Below are 26,335 nucleotides of genomic sequence, written 5' to 3'. Positions count from 1 at the left end.
GCATGAGAGTGAGTTACAGCGAATTAAAACAGCAATTCAAACGCGTGCTGCTGGCGCGCGGCGTGGCGGAACATCTCGCCGACGACTGCGCCGGCATGTTCGCCGACACCACCGCCAGCGGCGTTTACTCCCACGGCGTTAACCGCTTTCCGCGCTTTATTCAGCAGCTGGACGCCGGCGATATCGTGCCAGACGCTGAACCCAGCAAACTGTTGTCTCTGGGGGCGATCGAGCAATGGGATGCGCACCAGGGTATCGGCAACCTTACCGCCCGCCGCATGATGGATCGCGCCATGCAGTTGGCCGACGATCATGGCATCGGCCTGGTGGCGCTGCGCAACGCCAACCACTGGATGCGCGGCGGCGGTTACGGCTGGCAGGCGGCGGAGAAAGGCTATATCGGCATTTGCTGGACCAACTCGATCGCCGTGATGCCGCCGTGGGGCGCCAAAACGTGCCGTATCGGCACCAACCCTTTGATCGTCGCCGTGCCGGGCAACCCGATCACTATGGTGGACATGTCGATGTCGATGTTTTCCTACGGCGCGCTGGAGCTGAACCGGCTTGCGGGCAAAACCCTGCCGGTGGACGGCGGCTTCGACAACGACGGCCATCTGACCCGCGATCCGGCCACCATCGAAGAGAATCGGCGCATTTTGCCGATGGGGTACTGGAAAGGATCGGCGTTGTCGATCGTGCTGGACATGATCGCCACCCTGCTGTCAGGCGGCGCCTCGGTGGCGGAAGTGACGGAAGATCACCGCGACGAATACGGCATCTCGCAGGTGTTCATCGCGATTGAGATAGACCGGTTGATCGACGGCGACAGCCGCGATCAAAAACTGCAGCGCATCATGGATTACGTCACCAGCGCCGAACGGGACAACCCCGACGTCGCCATTCGCCTGCCAGGCCACAAGTTCCCGCGCATTCTGGCAGAGAACCTGCGCGACGGCATTCCGGTCGACGAACGAGTCTGGGCGCGCATTCAGGCGCTGTAACGGGAGGATCATCATGATATTCGGCCACATCGCCAACACCGCGCCCGAGCAGTACCCGACGCCGGTCGCCAACGCCGTCGCCTATTTGCAGCGCACCGATTTCAGCGTCTTGCCCGCAGGGCGCTATGAAGATCCCGCCACCGGCTACGTGGTGCAGGTGCTGGATCTGCATACCCAACCACCGGACGCGCTGCGCCCGGAAGTCCACCGGCAAAACGTCGACGTGCAGTTTCTGGTCAGCGGCACCGAACTTATCGGCGTAGCGGCGGACAACGGCGACAACGTCGTTCATCAGGAGCTGCTGGCGCAGCGCGACATCCTGTTTTATCAGGACGTGGCCGACGAATCCTGGCTCACGATGCGGCCCGGCAACTTCGCGGTATTTTTCCCACAGGACGTGCATCGCCCGGCCTGTATTAACCAACGCCCCAGCGCGATACGCAAGGTGGTGGTGAAGATACCGCTGGCGTCGTTTAGCGCCTGATAGCCGCCACACCCGTAACGATAACAACACCGGTCCATGGGCCTGTGCGGGCGCCCCTGCGCCCAAATCAAGCAAAACAATAACGCCCGACCCTACAAAAAAGCGAACATCGAAAGAGGTCCTTATGAATACAGCCTCCGTTTCCGTCAGCCAAAGCCAGGCGATCCCCAAGCTCCGCTGGCTGAGGATCGTGCCGCCGATCCTCATCACCTGCATCATTTCTTACATGGACCGGGTCAACATCGCCTTCGCCATGCCCGGCGGCATGGATGACGAACTCGGCATCACCGCCTCGATGGCCGGGCTGGCCGGCGGCATCTTCTTCATCGGTTACCTGTTTCTGCAGGTGCCCGGCGGCAAGCTGGCGGTATACGGCAACGGCAAGAAATTCATCGGCTGGTCACTGTTGGCCTGGGCGGTGATCTCGGTGCTGACCGGGCTGGTCACCAACCAGTATCAGCTGCTGTTCCTGCGCTTCGCCCTCGGCGTTTCCGAAGGCGGCATGCTGCCGGTGGTGCTGACCATGATCAGCAACTGGTTCCCGGATAAGGAGCGCGGCCGCGCCAACGCCATCGTCATCATGTTCGTGCCGATCGCCGGCATTCTCACCGCCCCGCTGTCGGGTTGGATCATCACCGCCTGGGACTGGCGCATGCTGTTTCTGGTGGAGGGCGCTCTGTCGCTGGTAGTCATGGCGCTGTGGTACTTCACCATCAGCAACCGCCCCCAGGAGGCCAAATGGATCTCGCAGGCGGAAAAAGAGTATCTGGTAAAGACCCTGCACGACGAACAACTGCTGATCAAAGGAAAAACGGTGCGCAACGCCTCGTTGCGCCGGGTGCTGGGCGACCGGATCATGTGGCAGCTGATCCTGGTGAATTTTTTCTACCAGACCGGTATCTACGGCTACACCCTGTGGCTGCCGACCATTTTGAAAGGGCTGACCCACGGCGATATGGAGCAAGTGGGCCTGCTGGCTATCCTGCCCTATATCGGCGCCATCTTCGGCATGCTGATCATCTCCACCCTCTCCGATCGCACCGGCAAGCGCAAAATCTTCGTCGCCCTGCCGCTGGCCTGCTTTGCGGCCTGCATGGCGCTGTCGGTGCTGCTGAAGGATCACGTCTGGTGGTCTTACGCTGCGCTGGTCGGCTGCGGCGTATTTATTCAGGCGGCGGCCGGGGTGTTCTGGACCATCCCGCCCAAATTGTTCAACGCCGAAGTGGCCGGCGGCGCGCGCGGCGTGATCAATGCGCTGGGCAACCTCGGCGGCTTTTGCGGCCCGTATATGGTCGGCGTCCTGATCAGCCTGTTCAACAAGGATGTCGGTGTCTACAGCCTGGCTGCCTCGCTGGCGATCGCCTCCGTGCTGGCGTTGATGCTGCCCAATAAATGCGACCACAGTACGAGGAGCGAATGATGGAATATTGGCTGGGGCTCGACTGCGGCGGCACCTTCATCAAGGCGGGTTTATACGACCGCAGGGGCCATGAACACGGCGTTGCGCGGCGCAATCTGGCGATCGTCGCGCCGCATCCCGGCTGGGCCGAGCGCGATATGGCATCGCTGTGGCGCACCGCCGCCGACGTGATTCGTGAAGTGCTGTCCGCCAGCGGCGTTGCCGCCGGCGCCATCCAGGCCATCGGCATCTCGGCGCAGGGCAAGGGCGCGTTTCTGCTGGATAAGCAGGGGCAGCCGCTGGGCAACGCCATGCTCTCTTCCGATCAGCGCGCGCTGGCGCTGGTGCAGGAATGGCAACAGCAGGGCGTGCCGCAGGCGCTGTATCCGCAAACGCGCCAAACGCTGTGGACCGGGCACCCGGTCTCACTGCTGCGCTGGCTGAAGCGGCATCAGCCTGAACGTTACGCCCGCATCGGCAGCGTGCTGATGGCGCACGACTACCTGCGCTATTGCCTGACCGGCGAGCTGGCCTGCGAAGAAACCAATATCTCCGAATCCAACCTGTATCAGATGCGCAGCGGACGCTATGACCCGGCGCTGGCGCAGCTGCTGGGCATCGGCGACATCATGCCCGCCCTGCCGACGATTGTCGGTTCGGCCGACATCGCCGGACGCGTCGCGGCAAACGCCGCGGCCATTACCGGCCTGCAAATCGGCACCCCGGTGGTCGGCGGGTTGTTCGACGTGGTGTCCACCGCGCTGTGCGCCGGCCTGCAGGACGAAACCCGGCTCAACGCGGTGATGGGGACCTGGTCGGTCACCAGCGGCATCACCGACGCCATCGTCGAGGGTTTCGATCATCCCTTTGTCTATGGCCGCCACGCCGAAAACGGCCAATACATCGTGCACGAAGCCAGCCCCACTTCCGCCGCCAACCTGGAATGGTTCTGTCACCAATGGGGGCTGCAGGACTACGACCAGCTTAACCGCTGGGTCGCCGCCCTGCCGAAAGCCGCCGGCGATCTGCTGTTCGCCCCTTTCCTGTATGGCTCCAACGCCGGCCTGGGGCTGAGCGCCAGCTTCTACGGCCTGCAGGCCTTCCACCAACGCGAGCACCTGGTGCAGGCGATCTACGAAGGCGTGGTGTTCTGCCACATGACGCACCTTAACCGCATGCGCCGGCGTTTCCCTGAGGCGCAGGCGCTGCGCGTGACCGGCGGTCCCGCCAAATCCCTCCCCTGGATGCAAATGTTCGCCGACGTCAGCGGCCTGCCGGTTGAGCTGCCGCAGGTGGAGGAAACCGGCTGTTTGGGCGCGGCGATGGCGGCCATGGTCGGCAGCGGCGTCTTCAGCGATTTTACCGCCGCCCAGCGCCGGCTGGCGCCGCGTATCGAGCGGCTGCTGCCTGATGCGGCCGCCGCCGAAGCTTACAACCACAAACACCAACGTTATCAGGCGCTGATTGCTGCATTGCAAAATCTGCAGCCCGCCAACAAGGAGGCCCCATGAGCACGAAACCGCGCCTGCAGCTGGCGCTCGATCAAACCCGTTTGGATACGGCGCTGCGCACCGCCGAGCCCCTCAGCCCCCATGTGGACATCATCGAGGCCGGTACCATTTTGTGCATCAGCGCCGGCATTCAGGCGGTTAGCGCGCTGCGCGAGCGCTGTCCGCAGCACACGCTGGTGGCCGATCTCAAGGTGGCCGACGCCGGTGCGACGCTGGCCGAGCAGGCCTTCGGCCAAGGCGCGGACTGGATGACGGTGATCTGCGCCGCGCCGTTGGCCACCATGGCCAGCGCGCGGGAGGTCGCCGAGCGTCACGGCGGCGAAATCCAGATCGAACTGTTCGGCCGCTGGACATTGGAGGATGCGCGGCAATGGCGCGGCCTTGGCATTCGCCAGGCGATCTATCACCGCGGCCGCGACGCGCAGGCCAGCGGGCAAACCTGGGGCCGGCAGGATCTGGATCGGATGAAGGCGCTGTCCGATCTGGGCATCGCGCTGTCGGTGACCGGCGGCATCACGCCCGCCGACCTGCCGCTGTTTAAAGAGATCGCCGTCACCGCCTTTATCGCCGGCCGCTCGCTGGCCGAGGCCGGCGATCCGCCGGCGGCCGCCAGGCAGTTCCGCGCCGCCATCGATGACATCTGGAGATCATGATATGCGTCAGCACCCGTTGGGAATTTACGAGAAAGCGCTGCCGAAACACCTGAGCTGGCCCGAGCGCCTGGCGCTGGCCAAGGCCTGCGGCTTCGACTTCGTCGAAATGTCGGTGGACGAAAGCGATGAACGCCTGGCGCGCCTGAGCTGGAGCAAGGCGCAGCGCTTGGCGCTGGTGGACGCCATGCTGGAAACCGGCATCCGCATCCCGTCGATGTGCCTCTCCGGCCACCGGCGCTTTCCGTTTGGCAGCCACGATCCGGCGCTGCGCCAGCGCGCCTTCGACGTGATGGAACAGGCCATTCAGCTGGCCAAAGACGTCGGTATCCGCACCATCCAGCTGGCCGGCTACGACGTGTATTACGAAGAGCAGGACGAGGGGACGCTGGCGCGCTTTAGCGAAGGCATGCAGTGGGCGGTAGAGCGTGCCGCCGCCGCCCAGGTGATGCTGGCGGTGGAAATCATGGATACCGCCTTTATGAACTCGATCGGTAAATGGAAAGCCTGGGACGCCCTGCTGGCCTCGCCGTGGTTCACGGTGTATCCGGACGTCGGCAACCTCAGCGCCTGGGGCAATGACGTGCCGCGCGAGCTGGAGCTGGGCATCGACCGCATCGCCGCCATTCACCTGAAAGACACCTACCCGGTCACCGCCGTTTCGCCGGGACAATTCCGCGACGTGCCGTTTGGCGAAGGCTGCGTCGACTTCGTCGAGGTGTTTCGCACGCTGCAGCGCCTCAATTACCGCGGCGCATTCCTGATTGAGATGTGGACCGAAAAAGCCGAGGAGCCGGTGGCCGAGATCGTTCAGGCACGCCGCTGGATCGAACAGAAAATGCAACAAGGGGGCATGACATGCTGACTCAGTTAAAACAACAGGTGCTGGAGGCCAATCTCGATCTGCCGCGCCATAAGCTGGTGACCTTTACCTGGGGCAACGTCAGCGCGGTGGATCGCGAACGCGGCCTGGTGGTGATCAAACCTTCCGGCGTTGAATACGAGCATATGACGGCGGAGGATATGGTGGTGGTCGATCTGGCCAGCGGCCGCACCGTCGAGGGGGTAAAAAAACCGTCGTCGGACACCGCCACCCATCTGGCGCTGTACCGCGAATTCGCCGATATCGGCGGCATCGTGCACACCCATTCGCGCCACGCCACCATCTGGGCGCAGGCCGGGCTGGACATCCCCGCCTGGGGAACCACCCACGCCGACTACTTTTATGGCGCGATCCCCTGCACTCGCCTGATGACCCAGGATGAAATTGAGCACGATTACGAACTGGAAACCGGCAACGTGATTATCGAAACCTTCCGCCGGCGCGATATCAATCCCAACGCGATCCCGGCGGTACTGGTCAACGCCCACGGCCCCTTCGCCTGGGGCAAAGACGCCCACAATGCGGTGCATAATGCGGTGGTGCTGGAAGAAATTGCCTACATGGGCATTTTCTCGCGCCAGCTGACGCCGGGCATTCACAGCATGCAGCGCGAACTGTTGGACAAACACTACCTGCGCAAACACGGCCAACACGCCTACTACGGGCAGTAGCGCGCCGGGGCTTTAACCGTGGCACCCGATGCTTTGCCGCATCGGGTGCCAACGGGCATAAGGCGCAGTGTAGCGAAAACCGCATTCGCCCATCGGCGAAAAATTCGCTATCATCCGCACCCACCCTCCAGCCGGCCGCCCGATGTCTACGATCACCGATACCTTTATCGCCCCGCCATGCCATGACCAGATAGAGATCCTCTATCAGGACGATCATCTGGCGCTGATCAATAAGCCGGCCGGGCTGCTCAGCCTCTCGGGCAAGAATCCGCAGAATCTCGATTCGGTACACCACCGCCTGGTACAGAGGTTCCCCGGCTGCGCCCTGGCGCACCGCCTGGATTTCGGCACGTCCGGTTTGATGGTGGTGGCCCGCAACAAGGCCGTCAACGCCGCGCTCTGTCGGCAGTTCAGCGAACGCACCGTCGGCAAAGTGTACAGCGCGCTGCTCTGCGGCCATCTGGCGGATAACGAAGGGGTAATAGACGCGGCGATCGCCAAAGATCCGGCGTTGTTCCCGCTGATGTCGATTTGCGCCCTCCACGGCAAGCCCGCCCGCTCCCGCTATCGGGTCGTCGAACGTTTTTATCGTGAAATGGAAGGCGGGATCTCGCTGCCGCTGACGCGGGTGCAGCTCACCCCGGAGACCGGACGCACCCACCAGCTGCGTATTCACAGCCGGCAATTGGGCCATCCTATTTTAGGTTGCGATCTGTATGGCGGGCGCCTGCTGCCGGGTACCGAACAGACGCCGCGGCTGATGCTGCACGCCAGCGAGCTGGACTTTGTGCACCCCATCAGCGGAGAGCGGATAACCGCTCGTCACGCAGCGCCGTTCTGAACGCGGCTTACCACATCAAATCGTCGGGCACTTTAAAGTCGGCGTACGGATCGTCTTCATCCTGTTCTTCCTGACTCAGCGCGCTGTGCAGCACTATGCTGGCCGCATCGCGCTGCGCGATTTTATCGGCGACGCTCGCGGGGATAATCGCGTATTCACACTCTTCCCGATTCTCGACCACCAAGCGGGCAATGGCGAGGCGGCCATTGATCAGCTGCGTCTGCGTCGCCTTATCCACCAGGATTTTTTTAATCAGGTTGCCGTCGGTGAAGTTGAAACCGATATCGCCTTTCGCCAGGACGATGCGGTTCATCTCGATCAGCTGCTTCACCTGCGCCTTGTACTCTTTGGACAACGCGGCCTGCTTTTGCTGCTCGCTCAGCTGCTTATCGCGCTCAAGCTGCGCCTTTTTATTCTCTTCCACCGCTTCTCTGGCCTCGCGGGCCTGAACGCGTGATTTTTTAGCCGTTCTCTGGACTTTGGCCATTTTCTTGCTGGTTACCAAGCCCGCTTTGAGCATCTGCTCTTGTAAGGTGAGTTTTGTCATGTTCGTGTCTGAAGCCGTGGGATCATGGAGGGATTATACCCGTAATTTTTCAGGCTGCACCAGGTTGCCGGCCCAACCCACCGGCGGTTTGCGCCGCAGGGCAACGGCGGTAAACCGCCCCGAACGCCAGATCATGAATACCGCTCATGTGGTAATGAAATTAAGTCTCTTTCACTCCCACCGGGACTCTGGCAAAAATAGACCTCATTAACGACAGACAATATGAAATCGGCTGAATGAAAAAAGAGAAAAACAAACCATTGAAATAAATGGATAAATACAGCCTTCATATCATATAACAGGATGCTATAAGACGATGAATAGAGACTTTACCTTTACGATTAAGAGCAGTTCTTTCGATGAAGATTATAACCCTTCTGAAAGTACGCGTATCACCACCAACTTCGCCAATTTGGCCAGAGGGGAAAATCGCCGGGAGAACCTGCGCAATACGCTGGTGATGATTAACAATCGCTTCAATACGTTGGCGCATTGGGATAACCCCAAGGCCGATCGCTATTCGGTCGAGCTTGAAATCATCTCGGTTGAGATGCGCATTGAAGATCAGGGCGCCAGCTTCCCGGTGATCGAAATCCTGAAAACCAACATCCTTGATAAAAAAACGCAAAAGCGTATCGAGGGCATCGTTGGGAACAATTTCTCCTCTTACGTGCGCGATTACGACTTTAGCGTCTTGCTGCCGGCGCACAATAAAAACACGGCGGAATTTACCATTCCGGATGATTTCGGCGATTTGCACGGCAATATCTTTAAGCACTTCGTCAATTCAAACGAATACCATGAAAATTTCAGCAAACCGCCGGTGATTTGCCTCAGCGTGTCCAGCAAAGACACCTACCATCGGACGGGCAATCAACACCCGGTGTTGGGCGACGAGTATCGGCAAGACGGCGCTTCGCTGACCGACCGGTATTTTAAAAAAATGGGCCTGCAGGTGCGCTACTTCATGCCGAAAAATAGCGTCGCGCCCCTGGCGTTTTATTTCCCCGGGGATTTGCTGAGCGATTACACCGATCTGGAACTGATCGGCACCATCAGCACGATGGAGACCTTCCAGAAAATTTATCGGCCTGAAATTTACAATGCCAACTCGGCGGCGGGGCAATGCTATCAGCCCAGCCTGAATAACCAGGATCATTCATTAACCAAGATTGTTTACGATCGCGAAGAGCGTAGCCAGTTGGCGATTGAGCAGGGGAAATTTACGGAAGAGCAATTTATCAAACCCTACAAACCTCTTCTTGAGCAATGGTCTGCTCACTACGCGCTTTGATTCACTCAAATACAGGTCATCTATCATGAAAATATTGCTCCCTACGTCGACCGCCGGCAGCTTGCCCAAACCTGTCTGGCTGGCCCAACCGGAAACCCTGTGGTCGCCCTGGAAATTGCAGAATGAAGAATTAATCGAAGGGAAACAGGACGCCTTGCGTTTGTCGCTGGCAGAGCAACAACAGGCCGGCATCGATATCGTCAGCGATGGCGAGCAAACGCGTCAGCACTTCGTCACGACGTTTATCGAGCACCTCAGCGGCGTCGATTTCGAGAAACGCGAAGTGGTTAAAATCCGCAATCGCTACGAAGCGAGCGTGCCAACCGTTGTGGGGGCGGTCTCGCGCCAAAAACCCGTTTTCGTTGAAGACGCCAAATTTTTACGCCAGCTGACCAAGCAGCCGATTAAATGGGCCCTGCCGGGGCCGATGACCATGATCGACACGCTTTATGACAACCACTATAAAAGCCGCGAGAAATTGGCCTGGGAGTTCGCCAAGATCCTCAATCAGGAAGCCAAAGAGCTTGAGGCCGCCGGCGTCGACATTATTCAGTTTGATGAGCCCGCATTTAATGTGTTCTTTGACGAGGTGAATGACTGGGGCATCGCCGCCCTGGAAAGAGCCGTTGAAGGGCTTAAGTGTGAAACGGCCGTACATATCTGCTATGGATACGGCATTAAGGCCAATACCGATTGGAAAAAGACGCTGGGCTCTGAGTGGCGGCAATATGAAGAGGCGTTTCCCAAGCTGCAAACGTCGACTATCGATATTATCTCGTTGGAGTGCCATAACTCGCACGTGCCGATGGATCTGCTTGAACTGATTCGCGGTAAAAAAGTGATGGTCGGCGCCATCGACGTAGCGAATCATGCCGTTGAGACGCCGGAGGAAGTAGCCGCTACGCTGCGCAAAGCGCTGCAGTTTGTCGATGCCGACAAGCTCTATCCGTCGACCAACTGCGGCATGGCTCCCCTGCCCCGTCAGGTCGCCAGCGGCAAGCTGAATGCCTTAAGCGCAGGCGCCGAAATCGTGCGCCGAGAACTGTTGGCCAAATAACCGCGCCAGCGCCCGCCGCAGTAGCCTCCTGCGGCGGGCGATTATCATCGACTCCCCCTCCCCGCAACGCTCCCGCTCTGGTGTATACTCGGATTTCTACGCGATGCCAGCCAAAGCGGCCTGAACGGCCCCTCAGCCAGCCCACACCGGCTTAATAACAGTGGAACCCTCATGAGCCCAGATACCGCTCGCATCAGCGAAATTATCGATCGCGCCAAGATCTCGCCTTATCAAATTCTCATCCTCGCCCTGTGTTTCCTGATCGCCCTGCTGGACGGCTTCGATACCGCCATCATCGGCTATATCGCCCCGGCGCTGCGCGAAGAGTGGGGCCTGCAGCCAGCGCAGCTCTCCCCCGCCTTCGGTGCGGGATTGTTCGGCCTGCTGATCGGCAGCCTGCTGTTCGGGCCGCTCGCCGACGCCATCGGCCGCAAACGCGTGCTGCTCGTCGCGGTGCTGGTGTTTGGCGGCTGCACCCTGGCTTCGGCCTATGCGCATTCGATCGAATCCCTGACCCTGTTGCGCTTCATCACCGGCATTGGCCTCGGGGGCGCGATACCGACCTGCATCACCCTCAGCTCTGAGTACTCACCGGCGCGCCGGCGCATGCTGATGGTCACCCTGAGCTGGAGCGGCTTTACCGCCGGGCTGGCCTTGGGCGGCCTGCTGGCCGGGCAGATCATTCCTGCATTTGGCTGGCGCGGCCTGCTGGTGGTCGGCGGCATTGCGCCATTGGCGCTGCTGCCGCTGTTAGCCTGGCAGATGCCCGAATCAGTACGCTTTATGGCCGCCAGCGCCAAACATGCCGATCGGCTGCGCCGGGTGGTCGAGCGCATCACCGGCCAGCGTTGGGCCGGTGTGACGATTGTCGATGACGAGCGTCCGGCGCAGGTCAAATCGCCGATCTCGCATCTGTTTATCGAAGGGCGCGCCGTGCGCACCCTGCTGCTGTGGGCGGCGTTCTTCTGTTCGCTGTTCGTGTTCTACCTGCTCACCAGCTGGTTGCCGACGATACTCAAAGACGCCGGTTACGATATCGCCCACGCCTCGCGCATCGGAGCCATGGTGCCGCTCGGCGGCACTCTGGGCGCCATCCTCATGGCGCTGCTGATGGATCGGGTCGGGCCCTACCGCGTATTGGCCGTCTCCTACCTGGGCGCCGCGCTGGTGATCGGCGCGACCGGGTATCTGATGGGCGACGTCTACACGCTGGCCGCCATTGTGTTCCTTATCGGCTTCGGCGTGGCCGGCGCGCAGAACGGCCTGAACCTGGTTTCCGCCACCCTTTACCCGACCGCAGCCCGCGTCACCGGCGTCAGTTGGGCCATGGCCAATGGCCGCTTCGGCTCGATCGTCGGCTCGATGCTCGGCGCCTGGATGATGACCGCCGCCGGATCGCCAGAAGTGTTCTTCCTCTGGCTGGCGTTGCCGGCGCTGCTGGGCGCAGCCGCCATCTTCCTGCTTTATCGCCTCAGCCTGCGCCGCCGCGCGCCGCTGACCGAACCGGCGGCCGGCATCTGAACTCGCGGAAATAAAAGGCCGAGACGCCATCGGTAGCGTCTCGGCCCGCAATAAAAAAGGGGGCCAAGGCCCCCTTCTGTGTTATTCCGCCTTGGCGGAAGCGTCTTCGGTGCGATACAGGTGCACGTCCATCTGCGGGAACGGAATGCCGATGTTGTGGGCATCCAGCGCGCGCTTGAAGTTTTCCATCAGATCGAAGTACACGTTCCAGTATTCCGCGTTAGTGGTCCAGGAACGGGTCACGAAGTTCAGGGAAGATGGCGCCATCTCGTTCAGACGCACGGTCACGCCTTTAGCGTGCATGATGCGCTTGTCGGCGGCGATCACGTCGCCCAACACCTTTTTCACCACGTCGATATCGGCGTTGTAGGCCACGCCTACCACGATATCCACGCGGCGGTTCGGTTCGCGGGAGTAGTTGATGATGTTGCCGGCGATGATTTTACCGTTCGGCACCACGATGGTTTTGTTGTCTGCGGTGCGCAGGGTGGTGGAGAAAATCTGCACCTGATCGACGGTGCCGGCCACGCCGCCCAGATCGACATACTCACCCACGCGCAGCGGGCGGAAGATCACCAGCAGCACGCCGGCGGCGAAGTTGGACAGCGAGCCTTGCAGCGCCAGACCGACGGCCAAACCGGCGGCACCCAGCACGGCGATCACCGAGGTGGTCTGCACGCCGACGCGCCCCAGCACCGCGATGAAGGTGAACGCCAGCACGCCGTAACGTACGATCGCCGACAGGAAGTCAGCTACCGTGGCGTCGATGCCGCGCAGTTTCATCACGCGGTTCAGCGCATTGCCGACCACGCGGGCCACGATCGAACCGATGATCAGGATAACGATGGCGGCGACGATATTCACCGCGTACTGGATCAACAGATCCTGGTTCTTCACCAACCAGTCGCCGGCACCGTTGATGCCGTCTACTACATTCAAATCTTTCATTCGTGTCGTCCTAACTCAGTCCCTAACGGGAGAAACTCGCAAAAATACACTGGCTTCGGCAGCCAGTAGGAAACCACCGCCTAAGGGTAACCAACATTAAAGGCTCATGCCAACCGTCAGCGTTAAAAATAGCCGAAACCGCCCGCCGCTTCTTCTATGCTGAAAACAGCGCGTTGGCCATTTCACGACAAGAGATCCGTTCTTCATGCACATTCGCTCTTCGCTCAAACACTATTGGCAAGTGCGGCCCAGGCTGCTGTTTTCCGTCGGCGCGGGGCTGTTGTGCTTTCTGCTGCTGCCCGCCCAGCTCTCGTTGCTGCAGCGCCTGATGATCGGCTGGAATACGCTGGCCTGGCTCTATCTGCTGTTTCTCTGGCGGCTGATGCTGGTCAGCACGCCGCAGCACATTCGCCAGATCGCCCGGCGACAGGATGAAAGCGCCAGCACGGTGTTAGCGCTGGTCAGTTTCGGTTGTCTGGTGAGCATTCTGGCGATCCTGTTCGAATTGAGCAGCGCCAAACAGGCCAGCGACTCGCTGAAAACGCTACATCTGGCGTTAACCGGCGCAACGCTGGCAGTCTCCTGGCTGCTGCTGCCGACCGCCTTCACCATGCACTATGCCCATCAGTTTTATCGTCAGGGCGCACAGCGGGATCCTTTGCCGCTGCTGTTCCCCGGCAATCTCACCGAGCCGACCTATCTGGACTTCGCCTACTTCTCCTTCACCATCGCGGTCGCGTCGCAAACCGCCGACGTGGCGGTCGGCGCCGCGGAGGTGCGTAAAATCGCACTCGTGCAGTCAGTTATTTCGTTCGTGTTCAACATGCTGATCCTGGGCCTGTCGATCAACGTCGGCGCCGGCCTGCTGGGCTGAAAACAAAAAAGGCTCCCCGCAGGGAGCCTTTTGCATCGTGCAACAGGTGCCGAAGATTACAGAACGTCTACCGCGTTCAGATCTTTGAAAGCCTGCTCCAGACGCGTCACCATGCTGGTCTGCGCTGCGCGCAGCCATACGCGTGGATCGTAGTATTTCTTGTTTGGCTGATCGGCGCCTTTCGGGTTGCCCAGCTGGCCCTGCAGGTAAGCTTCGTTCGCTTTGTAGTACTGCAGGATGCCGTCCCAGGTCGCCCATTGGGTATCGGTATCGATGTTCATCTTGATCACGCCGTAGCTGACGGACTCTTTGATTTCCGCATCGCTGGAACCGGAGCCGCCGTGGAACACGAAGTTCAGGCTGTTATGCGGCAGGTTGAATTTCTCGGAAACGTATTTCTGAGAATCGCGCAGGATGGTCGGAGTCAGCTTAACGTTGCCTGGCTTGTACACGCCGTGCACGTTACCGAAGGAAGCTGCGATGGTGAAGCGCGGGCTGATGGCGTTCAGTTTTTCGTACGCGTAAGCCACGTCTTCCGGCTGGGTGTACAGTGCGGAAGCGTCCATATGGCTGTTGTCCACGCCGTCTTCTTCACCGCCGGTGCAGCCCAGTTCGATTTCCAGCGTCATGCCGATTTTGGCCATGCGCTTCAGGTAGGCGCTGCAGATCTCGATGTTTTCTTCCAGAGACTCTTCAGACAGATCGATCATGTGGGAAGAGAACAGCGGTTTGCCGGTAGCGGCGAAGTGCTTCTCGCCGGCGTCCAGCAGGCCGTCCAGCCATGGCAGCAGTTTCTTCGCGCAGTGGTCGGTGTGCAGGATCACCGGCACGCCGTAGTGTTCAGCCATCTGGTGAACGTGGTGTGCGCCAGAAATGGCGCCCAGAATCGCTGCGCCCTGAGGCACATCGGTCTTCACGCCTTTGCCGGCGATGAACGCGGCGCCGCCGTTGGAGAACTGAACGATGACCGGCGCGCGCACTTTAGCCGCGGCTTCCAGCACTGCGTTGATGGAGTCGGTACCCACGCAGTTTACCGCTGGCAGCGCAAAGTTGTTCTCTTTAGCAACTGCGAAGACTTTCTGAACGTCATCACCCGTGATGACACCCGGTTTTACGAAATCAAAAATTTTAGACATGTTACTTTGTCCTGTTTCGTCGGCCGTAGATGGATGTAAATCGATGTTTTCACGCCGCGCAGCGTTAGCCGCGCGGTATAAAACAAACGGGCGGCTTTCGCCTCCCGTTGTCTGAATTACTGCTTAGCGCGCTCTTCCAGCATCACGACTGCAGGCAGCGGTTTCCCTTCAACGAATTCCAGGAATGCGCCACCGCCGGTGGAGATGTAGGAAATTTTGTCAGCGATACCGAACAGATCGATGGCTGCCAGAGTGTCGCCGCCGCCAGCGATAGAGAAAGCGTCGCTATCGGCGATCGCGCGGGCGACAATTTCGGTGCCCTTACGGAAGTTAGGGAACTCGAATACGCCAACCGGGCCATTCCACAGAATGGTCTTGGCGTTCTTCAGGATAACGGCCAGACGCTCGGCAGAGACGTCGCCCATATCCAGAATTTGCTCGTTGTCCTGGATCTCGTTGGCCTGCTTCACGGTCGCGGTTGCGGTTTCGGAGAACTCGGTCGCTACGCGCACGTCGGTCGGCACCGGAATGTCGCAGGTTTCCAGCAGTTTCTGCGCGTTCGGGATCAGGTCAGGTTCGTACAGGGACTGGCCCACGTTGTTGCCCTGCGCCGCCACGAAGGTGTTGGCGATGCCGCCGCCGACGATCAGCTGATCGGCGATTTTGGACAGGGAATCCAGCACGGTCAGTTTGGTGGACACTTTAGAACCGCCCACGATGGCGACCATCGGACGGGCCGGGTTGCCCAGTGCTTTGCCCAGCGCTTCCAGTTCGGCGGACAACAGCGGACCGGCACAGGCGACAGGCGCGAACTTGCCCACGCCGTGGGTGGAAGCCTGCGCGCGGTGCGCGGTGCCGAATGCATCCATCACGTACACGTCGCACAGCGCCGCGTATTTCTTGGACAGGGTTTCGTCGTCTTTCTTCTCGCCCTTGTTGAAGCGGACGTTTTCCAGCACCACCAGTTCGCCTTCGGCGACGTCGACGCCATCCAGATAATCCTTCGCCAGACGCACTGGGGATTTCAGGTGTTCTTTCAGGTAGTTGACCACAGGCAGCAGGGAGAATTCTTCGTTGTACTCGCCTTCGGTAGGACGACCCAGGTGGGAGGTTACCATCACGCGGGCGCCTTGCTTCAGCGCAGCTTCGATAGTCGGCAGGGAAGCGCGGATACGCGCGTCGGAAGTCACTTTACCGTCTTTTACCGGCACGTTCAGATCGGAGCGGATCAGTACACGTTTACCCGCCAGATCCAGATCGGTCATCTTAATTACAGACATGGTGAACCCTCTTTATTGAATCTCTATAAAATTGCCTGAGCAGCGCGCCAATCACGCCGGCGCCGCCGTACTAGAAACCGCTGGCGGCCATTGCCCGTGTTGTATCCAACATCCGATTGGCAAAGCCCCATTCATTGTCGCACCAGACCAAGGTCTTTATCAGGTGCTGCCCGCTGACCCGAGTCTGCGTACCGTCGACGATAGCGCTGTGCGGGTCATGGTTAAAATCGATCGAGACCAATGGTAATTCCGTGTAGTCAACTATACCACGAAATGATTCCCGTGCGGCCTTTTGCAACAGCTGGTTGACCTCAGCCACCTTCACCGCGGCGCTCACGCTGACGCTGAGATCGATAGCCGTCACGTTGATGGTCGGCACGCGCACCGAGATCGCCTCGAAGCGATCGCAAAACTGCGGGAAGATACGGGTGATGCCCGCAGCCAGCTTGGTATCGACCGGAATGATCGACTGGCTCGCCGCGCGGGTGCGCCGCAAATCCGCGTGATACGCGTCGATCACCGGCTGATCGTTCATCGCCGAGTGAATGGTGGTCACGGTGCCGGATTCAATGCTGTAGGCGTCATCCAGCAGCTTGATCACCGGAATAATGCAGTTGGTGGTGCACGAGGCGTTGGACACGATGCGGTGTTCCGCCAGCAGCGTCTGATGGTTGACGCCGAACACGATGGTGGCGTCCAGATCGTTGCCGCCCGGATGGGCGAACAACACTTTCTTCGCCCCCGCCGCCAGATGGGCTTCGCCATCCGCCCGGCTGCCGTACACGCCGCTGCAGTCCAACACCACGTCGACGCCCAGCTCGCCCCAGGGCAACTGCTCCACCGCCGGCTGGTGCAACAGGCGAATCGCGTCGTCTCCGACGCTCAGCGTGTCGCACTCCTGCCGCACATCCCAGGCGAAGCGACCGTGGCTGGAATCGTACTTCAGCAGATGGGCCATGCCTTCGGCGTTCGCCAGCTCGTTGATCGCCACCACGGAGATTTCCGCCCGTCGTCCCGATTCGTACAGTGCGCGCAATACGCTGCGGCCGATGCGGCCAAAGCCGTTTATCGCTATGCGGATGGTCATGCTGCTCCTGAAAAAGGGCCGTCCACGCCGGGTGACTCACCGGCGCCGCCCGGCGCTGACTGGTTGTCTCACTAACCCGCATAGAGTAGTGGATCGCACCGCCCGCTGTGAATCGCCGAGTTTGCATTATTCCCGCGCTTCAGCGGCTTTTCGCCGCCGTCACATCGGCATTTCTGTCGAAGAGTGCTTCAACTGAAACGCTTCAGCTGAGCATAAACCAAAGTTTTGGCAAAAGAAACAGGTGCAACAGTTCCTCAGGTAACGGAGGGGAGTTTTACGAGCATAAGATGATCTGGCGCACATTTTTGGCCTTAAGGCCGCGGTGGATTTTCGCTCGCCGGCCCCGTTTCGCCGTAGTGCTCGCGGAAATAGTCGCGCAAAAATTCGACCGTCACCCGCACTTTCGCCGACGTTGCCAGCCGGGAAACGTATACAGTTCGGAAAAGATCGCCGCTAACGGTTTAACTCTGTAAACGGAACGCCCGCATCAGCGGGCGTCCTGATTAGGCTTTCGGGAATATCCACAGATGATCGGCCGGCAGGGAGAGCCGGCATAGCGCCCGATCGCGCGCCTCCTGGCCATAGGCGCGCACCACGAAATCTTCGGCCACGGTGCGGAACAGGTATTCCCAGCGATCGCCGAGATACATGCTGGTCAGCAACGGCAGCTCAAGCTGGTTGCCCTGCGGATCTTCGCCCAACCGTACGCGCTCCACGCGGATCACCGCCGTGCCCTCCTGCCCGACCTGCACGCCGGCGCCCGCTTTGCCCCACAGCGCCCAATCCTTGCCTTCGATGCGCGCCCGGTCGCCTTCCCGCGCGACAACCTTGCCCGGCAAGCGGTTGTTGCTGCCCATGAACTCGGCGGTGAACAGCGTGGTGGGTGAACCGTACATCTCCTGCGGCGTGCCCTGTTGTTCGATTTTGCCGTTATTGAGCAGCAGGATGCGATCGGAAATGGCCATCGCCTCGTTCTGATCGTGGGTCACCATCAGCGCCGACAGACCGAGCTTGATGATCAGCTCGCGCAGGAATACCCGCGCCTCTTCGCGCAGCTTGGCGTCGAGATTGGACAGCGGCTCATCCAGCAGGATCACCGGCGGGTTGTAGACCAGCGCACGCCCGATCGCCACGCGCTGCTGCTGGCCGCCGGAAAGCTGGTGCGGGTGCCGCTTGGCCAGATGCCCCAACCCGAGCTGATCCAGCACCGCCTGCACCCGCTGGGCGATTTCCGCCGAGGCGGTCTTACGCAGCTTCAGCGGGTAAGCGACGTTCTCAAACACCGTTTTATGCGGCCACAGGGCATAGGACTGAAACACCAGCCCCAGGTTGCGCTCTTCGGCGGGAATTTCGCTGCGCGCGCTGCCGTTGTACACGGGGTTATTGCCGATGACGATCCGCCCCTGGCTCGGTTTCTCCAGCCCGGCCACCGCCCGCAGCAGCGTGGTTTTGCCGCTGCCCGACGGGCCCAGCAGCGAGACCACCTCGCCCCGTTTCAGATCCATCGACACCCCTTTCAGCACCGGGTTGTCGCCATAGGTCAAATGCAGATTCTCTACCGAAAGTTCAATCATGTAATTTCACTCCAAAGCGCAAGGCGATCCCCAACCCCAGCACCACCAGCAGGATATTGATGAACGACAGCGCGGCGACGATATCGATAGCGCCCGCGGCCCACAGAGAAACCAGCATCGAGCCGATGGTTTCCGTGCCCGGAGACAGCAGATACACCCCGGTGGAATATTCGCGTTCAAAAATCAGGAACATCAGCAGCCAAGAGCCGATCAGGCCATAGCGCGACAGCGGAATGGTGACGTGGCGGGTGATCTGGCCGCGGCTGGCGCCGGCGCTGCGCGCCGCCTCCTCCAGCTCCGGCCCCACCTGCAGCAACGTGGAAGAGATCAGCCTCAGGCCGTAGGCCATCCATACCACGGTGTAAGCCAGCCAGACGCTGAAGATAGTGCTGCGCAGCGAACGCAGCCAGACAATCCAGTTAGCACGCAGCCACTCGGCCATCGGCAACGCCGACAGCCAGCCCTCCTTGAGCGATTTGTCCAGCCACATCGGCAAGAACAGGAACACCCACAGGAATGCCAGACCGGCCAACAGCCCCGGCACCGCGCGCGGCACCAGTACGCTGTAGTCGAGGAAGCGCGTGGCGCCATCCGGCTTGCGGTGCATGGCGATGCCGATAAACAGGTAGCACGCCACCGCCAGCGCCCCGCCGATCACCCCGATCGCCATCGAGTTGACGATGGCGCGCAGCAGGTTGGGCTGCGCCCAGATGGTGCGGAAGGTGTTGATCGACAGCTCGTCCCAGACAGACACGCCCACGCCCCAGTTAGAGATAAAGGCGCGCAGCACCACGCCGATCAGCGGCACGCCGATGGTCACGGTCAGCCAGAACACCACCACCGCGCCAGCCACCCAGCGCCATTTGCCGAGCGGCAGCGCGCGGGCCTGCGAGGCTTTGCCCTTGACGGTGACAAAGCGATTGGCGGTGCGCATCAGCCGGCGCTGCAGCATCACCAACGGAATAGTGATGCAAATCAGCACCACCGCCACCGCCGCCATCAGATGGTAAGACGGCGTGCCCAGCTTGTTGGTCAACTGGTACAGGTAGGTCGCCAGCACCAGGTTGCCTTCCGGATCGCCCAACACCAGCATCAGGCCGAACACTTCCAGCCCGAGGAAGAACAACAGCACCCCGGCGTACAAGATAGACGGCCGCACCATCGGCAGACTGACGGCGGTCATCACCTGCAGCGGCGTGGCGCCGGCGGTGCGCGCCGCTTCTTCAACGTCGGAGCCCACGCTGCGCAGCGCCGAGGAGATGTACAGATACGCGTGAGGCACGTGCGTCAATCCGGCTATCGCCACGATGCTGGCCATTGAGTAGATGTTCCACGGCACGAAACCCAGCAGCGCCTCCGCCCACAGCGAGAAGAAACCTACCGGTCCCGCCGCCACCACGTAACCGAAACCCAGCACCATCGGCGACACGAAGATCGGCACCAGAATCAGCGGTTCGATGATCCGCCGCCCCGGCAGATCGGTGCGCACCATCAGGAAGGCCAAAACACCGCCGAGCGGGATGGCGATAATCACCAGGCCGAATGCCAAAATAAAGCCGCTTTTCAGCGCCTTGTAGAAATCCGGATCGGTAAAGATGAACTCGAAGGCCTCAAGGCTGAAAACCTTGGAAGGAGAGAAAAACGGTGCCGAGAGGAAGCTTTGAATGATGATAAACGACAGGGGGACATAGATAACCAGCGCGGTTATCAACACCACCAGGCCGCGCGGCAGACTCTGCCACTTTCTGCGCCATGCTTGCATAAATGCTCCCTATGGTTGTAAACGACGACCAAAGGGCGCGCGCCCGTGCGACAGGCGCGCGTCCGAATGCAGTCCCTGTTATTTCGCCGCGGCGGCGCGCCATTGTTTGATATAGTCGAGACGCTTGGCCGGCTGCAGATATTCCAGCAGGCTGTCATCGACCGGGATCGGTTTGAGCGCGTTACCCAACAGCTTGGTCATGCCATCGATGTCGTTCTTGCCTTCGATGTCGTTGCGGATCGAGGGGATATCCGCCTGATTGGCGAGAATATTTTGCCCTTTCTCCGACAGCACATAGTCAAACCACAGCTTGGCGGCGTTAGGGTTGCCGGCCTCTTTGCCGATGAAGCTCACGCGCGACAGCACCAGGGTATAGTCTTTCGGATAGACGATGCCGAGCGACGAGTCGCTCTTGGCGCGGGCCTCGGCGTATGAACCGAGGATATTGAAGCCGATCAGGTTTTCACCGGAGGAAACGCGTTCCATCATGGTGCCGGTGGAGGATTGCACCGCCAGGCCACCCTTGGCCACGTCGGCCAACGTTTTGAAGTAGTTAGGATCGGCCTTGAAGTCCTGCACCGACAGCATGAAGCCGACGCCGGATTTTTCGATGTCGTAGGTGGTGACTTTCTTCTTGAATTTGTCCGTCTGGCCGGCGATCAGCTTGGCCAGCGCCGCATGCGAATCCGGCACATCGCCTTGCGGGATCAGGCGTTTGTTATAGATAAACACCACCGGCTCATAGGTGGTGCCATACACCTTATCTTGCCATACCGCCCATTTTGGCAGTTGAGCCTGCTCGGGAGAGGCGTATTCCTGCGCGTAATCGCCCGCCAGTTTCAAAATGGTGTCCATCGACGAACTCCACACCACGTCGCCGCTGGTGCCGCCGGCCGCCTGCTCGCTGATAAAGCGGTTATACAGTTCGGTGCTGTTCATGTCGTTGTATTCGACCTTGATGCCCGGATACAACGCCTCGAACCCCTGGATCAGCGGCGCCGCCGCCTTGGTGTCGGTGGTCGAGTAAATCACCACCTTGCCTTCTTTCTTCGCGCCGTCGACCAGTTTCTGGTAGTCGGCGGGGTAGCCCGCCGGGAAGGCCGCATAGGCGGAAACGGAGCCTAGCAAAGTGATTGCCGCTACGGTCGCGCTGATTTTTTTCATCATCATCATCCATCCCCTGATCACATTTAATAAACTAAAAATTAACATATAGTTAATAACTGTGACGAGGCAACGGCGTTGCTTTGTTATCTTTCGGTTTTGTGAGGTTGGACGTTTTTCAGCCAATAAAAAAGCCCGGCAGCGCGGGCTTTACGGCGCTTCCTGTCGCAAACTATTCGGCCAGGCGAGAACGCCGCAGCAGGCGAATTCGCTGTACGATGGCGACCCCCAGCAGGGTCAGGGCAAACCCCGCCAACTGCACCAGCGACAGCGCCTCGCCAAACAGCGCGTAAGCCTGCAGCGCCGCCGCCGGCGGCACCAGCAGCATCAGCGCGGTAATGCGAGTCAAATCGCCGTGGCGCACCATCCAGATAAACAGCGCGGTGCCGCCCAGCGACAACACGCCGGCCGACCACAGCAGCGAGAACCACAGCGTCGGCGAATTGTCCCAGGCGCCGGAGCCCATCACGGCCGCCAACGCGCCGGTCACGATCGCGGCGCCGAGGTGCTGAATGGCGCCCGCCGCCCGCAGATCGGCCGCCGCCAGCGAAGACTTCTGCACCATGATGCCGATCGTCAGCGCGACGATGCTGCCAAACCCCATCAGGATCGGCAACAGCGCCATATTGCCGACGTCGATACCGGTCAGTCGAGGGGAGAGCACCAGCGCAACGCCGATAAAACCGACCGCCAGCCCGGCCCAGGAGCGTAACCCTATCGATTTGCGCAGCACCAACGCGAAAATCAGCGCGGTGAACAACGGCTGCAATCCGCCGATCAGCGACATCACCCCGGCCGCCAGGCCGTTCGCCACCGCCCACCAGCTTGCAGCGAGATAAACGCCATTCATCAACATGCCGGTCAGCAGGTGCATCACGAACTGCCGCCCCTTGGGCCAGGCGCAATGCAATGCCAGCAAAGCGAATACCGCGGCGGCGATCAAAAAGCGAAAGGTCAGGAAAAGGTTGGGATCGGCATGATCCGCCACCGCACGCGCGGCAATAAAACCCGTCGACCAAATTAATATCAGGAAAAACGGCGCGATAAATGCCTTTCGCCGATCGCGTTTTTCACGCGGGGTTATTTCCATATCACTACCTGAAAGAATGCGGTTGATGAATGAGGGCATACTAACCAATTTAACACGGGCTTAACAGTGCCGAGCGAACGCCCAAGTTCAGGTGGCGCACATAATTACCGGTGAATAATGAAGTTTCAATTTCATATAATTCATCGAGCTTATAATTAATTGCGCTACGTTACGATAATGTAAATTAATTGCTACATCAGGTATAAATATTCCCCTATCGGCGACATTGTCGGGATAATTCCCCTTTGCTAGCCTTTCTGAAGCCATTTAATTAACGGGACTGACTCATGGCCGAAATCACTGATTTTATGAAACTGGATATGCGTATTGGCGAAATTATTTCCGTGGAATATAACGACAAGGCGTTAAAACCCGCCTATAAGCTGCGCATTGATTTCGGCGAGGAAATTGGCATTAAAAACAGTTCGGCGCAATTATGCGAAAACTATCAGGAAGATGATCTGCTTGGCAGAAAAGTCATCTCCGTCGTTAATTTCCCCGCCAGGCGGGTTGCCGGATTTAAATCCGAAGTGCTGGTTCTTGCCGCGGTCACCAGGGATCAAGGCACCGTCTTGCTGAAACCCGATTTCGACGTGGAGATCGGCAGCAAGATTTTATAATCGCCCCATCATTCGTGAGGCCTCCGAGAAATGCGACAGTTATCTCTGCTTGATGAAGTTAAGAAGGCATACCAGGAACACCGTTCAGCCTTTATCCCCGGCGCTACCATGCAGGCAATCCTGCTGGCGCTGGGCGCGCGGCCGGAAGATTTCGCCAGGCTGCAGCAGGTCAGCGCCAATCTGGCGGACGATCCCACGCTGCCTTTCCGCAAGTCCAGAAACGGCCGTTTCTGTTTCGACTTCGATCGCGCCCGGATTGAGCGGCTGGAGTTCCAGCCTTTCGTGCTCTCGGTCGAGGAAGACTTCATCCGCTACGATTCGGGAAAGGTGCGCCATTTCCGCGGCATCAACGACGATCTGCAGTTGAATACGGCATTTCAGGCGCTGATGAAATTCAAAGCCTACGTGATCGATGGCGTGAGCGTGACGCCGCGCCCCCGGCTTAATCAGGAGATCAACAAGTTCGTCTGCACGGTGTTCAACCTGCGCACCGTCACCACGCCGCAGATGCTGGGCGAACCGGCGCTGGAAGGCGTGCACAGCGACGGCGTCGACCACACCATGACGACCTTCCTCGGCTGCGACAACATGACCGACGACAGCGCCAAGACCTTTATTCACGATATGCGCGAAACCAGCGGGATCAAATTCGATCGGGCCCGGCCGGAATGGATTTTGGGCGCAATACAGCATCGGCATTTCCTCGATACCCTGCTGATTGTCGACCATGAACGCAAACACAGCCTCTCACCGGTGGAAGCGCAGGACAAACGTAAGAATTCAACCCGCGATATGCTGATCTTTTTCACCCGAAAACCGGTCGAAGACGGCCACGTCTCCTTCGCGTATGACTCTTTTAAACCGCATATCGAAATCCCGCTGTCGATAGACATGGTGGCGCGCGCGAGCTAACGCGCTGCCGGGCCGGCCGCCAGGATTCATCTGTGCGGCCGGTTCACGCAAGGATAAACAGCGCTGGATTAATCAGGTTTTTGTCGCCGAATTATTATATCCTGCCGGACGAAAATTTTTGCGGGCGCTCGCTGCCCCACGCGCCAGCCCTCTGCAGGCAGGCCGTTTATTTCATGAATACAGGCAGTGCCATACCGTTATGACCAAGAGTTTATCCCCGAAAGACATTATCGCCCTGGGCTTTATGACCTTTGCCCTGTTTGTCGGCGCCGGCAACATCATCTTCCCGCCGCTGGTGGGACTGCAGTCCGGCGAACATCTGTGGCCGGCCGCTATCGGGTTTATGGTGACCGCCGTCGCCCTGCCGGTGATCGCCGTGATCGCGTTGGCGCGCGTCGGCGGCAGCATCAGCCTGCTGACCGGCCCCATCGGCCGCACCGCCGGCTTGCTGCTGGCGACCGTCTGCTATCTGGCGCTTGGCCCGTTATTCGCCACGCCGCGAACCGCCAATGTCTCTTTCGCCCTCGGCATTGCGCCTTTCACCGGCGACGGCGCCCTGCCGCAGTTCATCTACAGCCTGCTGTTCTTTACCCTGGCGATGATTGTGTCGCTTTATCCCGGACGGTTGCTCGATAACGTCGGCCATATTCTGGCGCCGCTGAAAATTCTGGCGCTGGCCGCGCTCGGCATCGCCGCCCTGGTCTGGCCCGCAGGCGCGCCGCTCTCCGCCGTCGGCAGCTATCAAGCCTCGGCGTTTTCCACCGGCTTCGTACAGGGTTATCAAACCATGGACACGCTGTCGGCGCTGATGTTCGGTTCGATTATCGTTACCGCCGCCCGCTCACGCGGCGTCAGCGACAGCGGGTTGCTGCTGCGTTATACGCTGTGGGCCAGCCTGATCGCCGGCGTCGGCCTGACGCTGGTCTATATCTGCATGTTCAAACTCGGCGCCGGCAGCGGTAGCCTGATCGAGAACGGCGCTCAGGATGGCGCGGCAATCCTGCACGCCTATGTACAGCACACCTTCGGCGATCTGGGCAGCGTCTTTATGGCGGTGCTGATGTTCATCGCCTGCCTGGTGACGGCGGTCGGCATGACCTGCGCCTGCGCGGACTTCTTCTCCCGCTACCTGCCGCTCTCTTACCGCACGCTGGTGGTCATCCTCGCCCTCTTCGCCATGCTGGTCTCCAACATGGGGCTGGCCAATCTGATCCGGGTCTCGCTGCCGGTGCTGACGGCGATCTACCCGCCCTGCATCGCGCTGGTGTTGCTCAGCTTCAGCCAGAACCGCTGGCGCAGCGCCAGGCGCGTCTTCGCGCCGGTGATCGCCACCAGCCTGGTGTTTGGCCTGGCCGACGGCCTGAAGGCTTCCAGCTTCAGCGGCCTGCTGCCCGCCTGGTTCGATAAGCTGCCGCTGGCCGAACAGGGGCTGGTCTGGCTGCAGCCTACGCTGCTGGTGCTGTTGCTGGCGGCGGCTTACGACCGGTTGCGCGGCGTCGAAAGCGCCAATGCCGCGTCGTAAGCGCGATTTCCGCCCATAAAAAAAGCCGGTCATGATGACCGGCTTTTTTATCGGCTTGCGCCAGACCGCTTACTTCAGCAGCGCCTGCGCCTTCGCCACCACGTTGTCCACGGTGAAGCCGAACTCGGCGAACAGCTGCTCCGCCGGCGCCGACTCACCGAAGGTGGTCATGCCCACGATGGCGCCGTTCAGCCCCACGTACTTGTACCAGTAGTCCGCGATACCCGCTTCCACCGCCACACGCGCCGTCACCGCCGCCGGCAGCACCGACTCGCGGTACGCCGCATCCTGCTTGTCGAACGCGTCGGTCGACGGCATCGACACCACCCGCACCTTGCGGCCCGCTGCGGTCAGCTTGTCCGCCGCTTCCACCGTGATGCCCACTTCAGAGCCGGTGGCAATCAGGATCACGTCCGGCGTGCCCGCGCAGTCTTTCAGCACGTAGCCGCCGCGGTACACGTTCGCCAGCTGCTCTGCGGTGCGCGGCTGCTGGGTCAGGTTCTGGCG

The 26,335-nt window shown here is 60.1% G+C and carries 25 protein-coding genes and 1 pseudogene; 15 read left to right on the top strand and 11 right to left on the bottom strand.

Annotated elements, in window-relative coordinates; all coding sequences use genetic code 11:
- The first annotated feature begins 2 nt into the window (after positions 1-2).
- The 8 genes from yiaK (at position 3) to ACJ8PL_RS22550 (ending at position 7,440) form a co-directional block, all read left to right on the top strand.
- Positions 3-1,001, top strand: coding sequence for a 3-dehydro-L-gulonate 2-dehydrogenase (yiaK, locus tag ACJ8PL_RS22585; protein ID WP_079450565.1), 999 nt, complete (start codon positions 3-5; stop codon positions 999-1,001).
- A gap of 13 nt (positions 1,002-1,014) precedes the next feature.
- Positions 1,015-1,485 (top strand): YhcH/YjgK/YiaL family protein, encoded by a 471-nt coding sequence (locus ACJ8PL_RS22580; RefSeq protein ID WP_016930018.1) that lies wholly within the window; start codon positions 1,015-1,017, stop codon positions 1,483-1,485.
- A 124-nt stretch (positions 1,486-1,609) separates the two neighbouring features.
- Positions 1,610-2,905 carry an MFS transporter gene (locus ACJ8PL_RS22575; RefSeq protein WP_016930019.1) on the top strand — a complete coding sequence of 432 codons (1,296 nt, stop codon included), beginning with the start codon at positions 1,610-1,612 and terminating at the stop codon, positions 2,903-2,905.
- A complete protein-coding gene (locus tag ACJ8PL_RS22570; protein WP_079452418.1) occupies positions 2,905-4,395 on the top strand; it encodes an FGGY-family carbohydrate kinase in 1,491 nt (496 codons plus the stop codon). The genes ACJ8PL_RS22575 and ACJ8PL_RS22570 overlap by 1 nt, the downstream gene beginning before the upstream one ends.
- Complete coding sequence (gene ulaD, locus ACJ8PL_RS22565; protein WP_079452419.1) at positions 4,392-5,048, top strand: 3-keto-L-gulonate-6-phosphate decarboxylase UlaD; 657 nt, start codon at positions 4,392-4,394, stop codon at positions 5,046-5,048. Before ACJ8PL_RS22570 ends, ulaD begins: the two co-directional genes overlap by 4 nt.
- Before the next feature lies 1 nt (position 5,049).
- A complete protein-coding gene (locus ACJ8PL_RS22560) occupies positions 5,050-5,910 on the top strand; it encodes an L-ribulose-5-phosphate 3-epimerase (protein ID WP_016930022.1) in 861 nt (286 codons plus the stop codon).
- A complete protein-coding gene (araD, locus tag ACJ8PL_RS22555; protein ID WP_079452420.1) occupies positions 5,904-6,599 on the top strand; it encodes an L-ribulose-5-phosphate 4-epimerase in 696 nt (231 codons plus the stop codon). Before ACJ8PL_RS22560 ends, araD begins: the two co-directional genes overlap by 7 nt.
- A 142-nt stretch (positions 6,600-6,741) precedes the next feature.
- The gene (locus ACJ8PL_RS22550) at positions 6,742-7,440 is read left to right on the top strand and encodes an RluA family pseudouridine synthase (protein WP_079452421.1); all 699 of its coding nucleotides are present in this window, start codon (positions 6,742-6,744) and stop codon (positions 7,438-7,440) included.
- A 7-nt stretch (positions 7,441-7,447) separates the two neighbouring features.
- Here ACJ8PL_RS22550 and ACJ8PL_RS22545 read toward each other — a convergent pair whose 3' ends face one another.
- Positions 7,448-7,987 (bottom strand): DUF2058 domain-containing protein, encoded by a 540-nt coding sequence (locus ACJ8PL_RS22545; protein WP_025160208.1) that lies wholly within the window; start codon positions 7,985-7,987, stop codon positions 7,448-7,450.
- 316 nt (positions 7,988-8,303) lie between these two features.
- Here ACJ8PL_RS22545 and ACJ8PL_RS22540 point away from each other — a divergent pair, with 316 nt between their 5' ends.
- From ACJ8PL_RS22540 to ACJ8PL_RS22530, 3 genes are all read left to right on the top strand, one after another.
- Entirely contained in the window at positions 8,304-9,281 is a 978-nt protein-coding gene (locus ACJ8PL_RS22540; protein ID WP_016930027.1) for a DUF1852 domain-containing protein, read from the top strand.
- A 25-nt stretch (positions 9,282-9,306) separates the two neighbouring features.
- Complete coding sequence (locus ACJ8PL_RS22535; protein ID WP_028127699.1) at positions 9,307-10,338, top strand: methionine synthase; 1,032 nt, start codon at positions 9,307-9,309, stop codon at positions 10,336-10,338.
- 171 nt (positions 10,339-10,509) lie between these two features.
- Positions 10,510-11,859 (top strand): MFS transporter, encoded by a 1,350-nt coding sequence (locus tag ACJ8PL_RS22530; protein WP_016930029.1) that lies wholly within the window; start codon positions 10,510-10,512, stop codon positions 11,857-11,859.
- An 81-nt stretch (positions 11,860-11,940) separates the two neighbouring features.
- On the opposite strand, the gene mscS is transcribed toward ACJ8PL_RS22530, so the two are convergent.
- Positions 11,941-12,807, bottom strand: coding sequence for a small-conductance mechanosensitive channel MscS (gene mscS / locus ACJ8PL_RS22525; protein ID WP_015378992.1), 867 nt, complete (start codon positions 12,805-12,807; stop codon positions 11,941-11,943).
- A gap of 205 nt (positions 12,808-13,012) precedes the next feature.
- Here mscS and ACJ8PL_RS22520 point away from each other — a divergent pair, with 205 nt between their 5' ends.
- Complete coding sequence (locus ACJ8PL_RS22520; protein ID WP_016930030.1) at positions 13,013-13,681, top strand: DUF1345 domain-containing protein; 669 nt, start codon at positions 13,013-13,015, stop codon at positions 13,679-13,681.
- 56 nt (positions 13,682-13,737) lie between these two features.
- On the opposite strand, the gene fbaA is transcribed toward ACJ8PL_RS22520, so the two are convergent.
- The 8 genes and pseudogenes from fbaA to ACJ8PL_RS22480 all read right to left on the bottom strand — a co-directional run bounded on the left by fbaA (position 13,738) and on the right by ACJ8PL_RS22480 (position 22,774).
- Positions 13,738-14,817, bottom strand: a complete 1,080-nt coding sequence (gene fbaA / locus ACJ8PL_RS22515) for a class II fructose-bisphosphate aldolase (protein WP_004931586.1) — start codon at positions 14,815-14,817, stop codon at positions 13,738-13,740.
- 116 nt (positions 14,818-14,933) lie between these two features.
- Positions 14,934-16,097: a phosphoglycerate kinase gene (pgk, locus tag ACJ8PL_RS22510; RefSeq protein ID WP_028127700.1), complete on the bottom strand. Its 1,164-nt coding sequence runs from the start codon at positions 16,095-16,097 to the stop codon at positions 14,934-14,936.
- A gap of 70 nt (positions 16,098-16,167) precedes the next feature.
- The gene (gene epd / locus ACJ8PL_RS22505; RefSeq protein WP_004931582.1) at positions 16,168-17,184 is read right to left on the bottom strand and encodes an erythrose-4-phosphate dehydrogenase; all 1,017 of its coding nucleotides are present in this window, start codon (positions 17,182-17,184) and stop codon (positions 16,168-16,170) included.
- Positions 17,185-17,495: 311 nt separating this feature from the next.
- Positions 17,496-17,618: pseudogene (locus tag ACJ8PL_RS22500) on the bottom strand (LysR family transcriptional regulator); the annotation flags it as partial.
- 69 nt (positions 17,619-17,687) lie between these two features.
- The gene (locus tag ACJ8PL_RS22495) at positions 17,688-18,758 is read right to left on the bottom strand and encodes an ABC transporter ATP-binding protein (protein ID WP_016930033.1); all 1,071 of its coding nucleotides are present in this window, start codon (positions 18,756-18,758) and stop codon (positions 17,688-17,690) included.
- Positions 18,751-20,520 (bottom strand): ABC transporter permease, encoded by a 1,770-nt coding sequence (locus ACJ8PL_RS22490; protein WP_016930034.1) that lies wholly within the window; start codon positions 20,518-20,520, stop codon positions 18,751-18,753. The genes ACJ8PL_RS22495 and ACJ8PL_RS22490 overlap by 8 nt, the downstream gene beginning before the upstream one ends.
- Positions 20,521-20,598: 78 nt before the next feature.
- Positions 20,599-21,687: an ABC transporter substrate-binding protein gene (locus ACJ8PL_RS22485; RefSeq protein WP_028127701.1), complete on the bottom strand. Its 1,089-nt coding sequence runs from the start codon at positions 21,685-21,687 to the stop codon at positions 20,599-20,601.
- A gap of 169 nt (positions 21,688-21,856) precedes the next feature.
- On the bottom strand, positions 21,857-22,774 hold the full coding sequence (locus ACJ8PL_RS22480; RefSeq protein WP_016930036.1) for a DMT family transporter: 918 nt from the start codon (positions 22,772-22,774) through the stop codon (positions 21,857-21,859).
- Positions 22,775-23,061: 287 nt separating this feature from the next.
- Here ACJ8PL_RS22480 and ACJ8PL_RS22475 point away from each other — a divergent pair, with 287 nt between their 5' ends.
- The 3 genes from ACJ8PL_RS22475 (at position 23,062) to brnQ (ending at position 25,828) form a co-directional block, all read left to right on the top strand.
- The gene (locus tag ACJ8PL_RS22475) at positions 23,062-23,394 is read left to right on the top strand and encodes a tRNA-binding protein (protein ID WP_004931561.1); all 333 of its coding nucleotides are present in this window, start codon (positions 23,062-23,064) and stop codon (positions 23,392-23,394) included.
- 30 nt (positions 23,395-23,424) lie between these two features.
- Positions 23,425-24,306: a 2OG-Fe dioxygenase family protein gene (locus ACJ8PL_RS22470; RefSeq protein WP_028127702.1), complete on the top strand. Its 882-nt coding sequence runs from the start codon at positions 23,425-23,427 to the stop codon at positions 24,304-24,306.
- Between the two features lie 199 nt (positions 24,307-24,505).
- A complete protein-coding gene (gene brnQ, locus ACJ8PL_RS22465) occupies positions 24,506-25,828 on the top strand; it encodes a branched-chain amino acid transport system II carrier protein (RefSeq protein ID WP_016930038.1) in 1,323 nt (440 codons plus the stop codon).
- 69 nt (positions 25,829-25,897) lie between these two features.
- Here brnQ and ACJ8PL_RS22460 read toward each other — a convergent pair.
- Positions 25,898-26,335: transketolase-like TK C-terminal-containing protein (locus ACJ8PL_RS22460; protein ID WP_326830661.1), on the bottom strand; the 438-nt coding region annotated here is incomplete at its 5' end.

This window comes from Serratia sp. CY83965 (genome assembly GCF_052166375.1).
In the GTDB taxonomy this organism is placed as follows: domain Bacteria; phylum Pseudomonadota; class Gammaproteobacteria; order Enterobacterales; family Enterobacteriaceae; genus Serratia; species Serratia marcescens.
This window is presented reverse-complemented; position numbering and strand designations above follow the sequence as displayed.